Annotated in this window: 9 tRNA genes and 3 rRNA genes; all 12 read right to left on the bottom strand. The window is 51.0% G+C overall.

The annotated features are described in order from the left end of the window. Positions 1–697, bottom strand: a 16S ribosomal RNA gene (locus tag BSG1_RS18940); the annotation flags it as partial. A 145-nt stretch (positions 698–842) separates the two neighbouring features. Beyond that, positions 843–916 (bottom strand) — tRNA-Gly (locus tag BSG1_RS18935). A gap of 16 nt (positions 917–932) precedes the next feature. Next, a tRNA-Pro gene (locus BSG1_RS18930) sits at positions 933–1,009 on the bottom strand. A 42-nt stretch (positions 1,010–1,051) separates the two neighbouring features. Next, positions 1,052–1,127: transfer RNA gene (locus tag BSG1_RS18925), tRNA-OTHER, on the bottom strand. Positions 1,128–1,143: 16 nt separating this feature from the next. Further along, positions 1,144–1,232 (bottom strand) — tRNA-Leu (locus BSG1_RS18920). 11 nt (positions 1,233–1,243) lie between these two features. Continuing rightward, positions 1,244–1,318, bottom strand: a tRNA-Gly gene (locus tag BSG1_RS18915). A 6-nt stretch (positions 1,319–1,324) separates the two neighbouring features. Then, positions 1,325–1,409, bottom strand: a tRNA-Leu gene (locus BSG1_RS18910). Positions 1,410–1,431: 22 nt separating this feature from the next. Then, positions 1,432–1,507 (bottom strand) — tRNA-Lys (locus BSG1_RS18905). Between the two features lie 13 nt (positions 1,508–1,520). Beyond that, positions 1,521–1,596, bottom strand: a tRNA-Thr gene (locus tag BSG1_RS18900). A 101-nt stretch (positions 1,597–1,697) separates the two neighbouring features. Further along, a tRNA-Val gene (locus BSG1_RS18895) sits at positions 1,698–1,773 on the bottom strand. Positions 1,774–1,781: 8 nt separating this feature from the next. Continuing rightward, positions 1,782–1,898 (bottom strand): 5S ribosomal RNA (gene rrf / locus BSG1_RS18890). A 134-nt stretch (positions 1,899–2,032) separates the two neighbouring features. Further along, positions 2,033–2,815, bottom strand: a 23S ribosomal RNA gene (locus BSG1_RS18885); the annotation flags it as partial.

Genomic DNA, 2,815 nt, shown 5'->3' with positions numbered 1-2,815 from the left:
CGCTACACGTGGAATTCCACTTTCCTCTTCTGTACTCAAGTCCCCCAGTTTCCAATGACCCTCCACGGTTGAGCCGTGGGCTTTCACATCAGACTTAAGAGACCGCTGCGCGCGCTTTACGCCCAATAATTCCGGACAACGCTTGCCACCTACGTATTACCGCGGCTGCTGGCACGTAGTTAGCCGTGGCTTTCTGGTTAGGTACCGTCAAGGTGCCGCCCTATTTGAACGGCACTTGTTCTTCCCTAACAACAGAGCTTTACGATCCGAAAACCTTCATCACTCACGCGGCGTTGCTCCGTCAGACTTTCGTCCATTGCGGAAGATTCCCTACTGCTGCCTCCCGTAGGAGTCTGGGCCGTGTCTCAGTCCCAGTGTGGCCGATCACCCTCTCAGGTCGGCTACGCATCGTTGCCTTGGTGAGCCGTTACCTCACCAACTAGCTAATGCGCCGCGGGTCCATCTGTAAGTGGTAGCTAAAAGCCACCTTTCCACTTTTCCTCATGCGAGGAAAAGAACTATCCGGTATTAGCCCCGGTTTCCCGGAGTTATCCCAGTCTTACAGGCAGGTTACCCACGTGTTACTCACCCGTCCGCCGCTGACTTCAGGGAGCAAGCTCCCATCAGTCCGCTCGACTTGCATGTATTAGGCACGCCGCCAGCGTTCGTCCTGAGCCAGGATCAAACTCTCCGAAAGAAGTTTGACTTGCTCATTGATGCTGAAACTATGTTTCAGCCTGCTAATTAAAGTGTTAGCAACTTTGTAAGAACCAGGTTCTTACTAGAATTAACGTTGACGTTTTGTCTTGTTTTGTTCAGTTTTCAAGGTTCAATAGGTATTATGGAGCGGGTGAAGGGAATCGAACCCTCATCATCAGCTTGGAAGGCTGAGGTTTTACCACTAAACTACACCCGCATATTAAATTGCTCACTGGTCGGGAAGACAGGATTTGAACCTGCGACCCCTTGGTCCCAAACCAAGTGCTCTACCAAGCTGAGCTACTCCCCGTTTTGTCTCTCATTCCCCAAAACAGGATTGAGTTGATTTAAATGGCGCGCCCGAGAGGAGTCGAACCCCTAACCTTTTGATGGTAGTCAAACGCTCTATCCAATTGAGCTACGGGCGCATAATGTGTAATTCTCTGGTGCCGAGGACCGGAATCGAACCGGTACGGTAGTCACCTACCGCAGGATTTTAAGTCCTGTGCGTCTGCCAGTTCCGCCACCCCGGCTAAGAACTTAATGGAGCGGAAGACGGGATTCGAACCCGCGACCCCCACCTTGGCAAGGTGGTGTTCTACCACTGAACTACTTCCGCGAAATATGGTGCGGGTGAAGGGAGTCGAACCCCCACGCCTTGCGGCGCCAGATCCTAAGTCTGGTGCGTCTGCCAATTCCGCCACACCCGCATATTTCAAATTGCAAAAGCAATGGTGAGCCATGAAGGATTCGAACCTTCGACCCTCTGATTAAAAGTCAGATGCTCTACCAACTGAGCTAATGGCTCGTACTAATTTAAGTGGTGCCGGCAAGAGGACTTGAACCCCCAACCTACTGATTACAAGTCAGTTGCTCTACCAGTTGAGCTACACCGGCATTTTTGTCTCACAAGAAACAATTATACTAGGTTTTAAACGTTATTTCAATGTTAGTTTTTGGTAAATTATTTTACTTAGCTTCGCTTTGTAAAAAAATCATGGTGGAGGATGACGGGATCGAACCGCCGACCCTCTGCTTGTAAGGCAGATGCTCTCCCAGCTGAGCTAATCCTCCATTATAAAGTCTGGCGACGTCCTACTCTCACAGGGGGAGATCCCCCAACTACCATCGGCGCTGAAGAGCTTAACTTCCGTGTTCGGCATGGGAACGGGTGTGACCTCTTCGCCTTAATCACCAGACGCTGTCCTTTTTAGGGACAAGTACTATTATAACGAGTTCTATAATTTTTTCAAGTGTTTTTTAGAAAAATTATTCACTCAAAACTAGATAAAGTTATGAAGAAAAGAAAGTATTCCGAGTTTCGCTAAAAATTGTGGTTAAGTCCTCGATCGATTAGTATCTGTCAGCTGCACGTGTCGCCACGCTTCCACCTCAGACCTATCTACCTGATCATCTTTCAGGGATCTTACTCACATAAAGTGATGGGAAATCTCATCTCGAGGGGGGCTTCATGCTTAGATGCTTTCAGCACTTATCCCTTCCGCACATAGCTACCCAGCGATGCCTTTGGCAAGACAACTGGTACACCAGCGGTGCGTCCATCCCGGTCCTCTCGTACTAAGGACAGCTCCTCTCAAATTTCCTGCGCCCACGACGGATAGGGACCGAACTGTCTCACGACGTTCTGAACCCAGCTCGCGTACCGCTTTAATGGGCGAACAGCCCAACCCTTGGGACCGACTACAGCCCCAGGATGCGATGAGCCGACATCGAGGTGCCAAACCTCCCCGTCGATGTGGACTCTTGGGGGAGATAAGCCTGTTATCCCCGGGGTAGCTTTTATCCGTTGAGCGATGGCCCTTCCATGCGGAACCACCGGATCACTAAGCCCGACTTTCGTCCCTGCTCGACTTGTAGGTCTCGCAGTCAAGCTCCCTTGTGCCTTTACACTCTGCGAATGATTTCCAACCATTCTGAGGGAACCTTTGGGCGCCTCCGTTACTCTTTAGGAGGCGACCGCCCCAGTCAAACTGCCCACCTGACACTGTCTCCCACCCCGATAAGGGGCGCGGGTTAGAAGTTCAACACAGCCAGGGTAGTATCCCACCGACGCCTCCACCGAAGCTGGCGCTCCGGTTTCTTAGGCTCCTACCTA

It is taken from the genome of Bacillus sp. SG-1, from assembly GCF_000181495.1.
Lineage (GTDB): Bacteria > Bacillota > Bacilli > Bacillales > Bacillaceae_B > Rossellomorea.
Note: the sequence above shows the minus strand (reverse complement) of the source record. Positions and strands in the feature narration are given on the sequence as shown.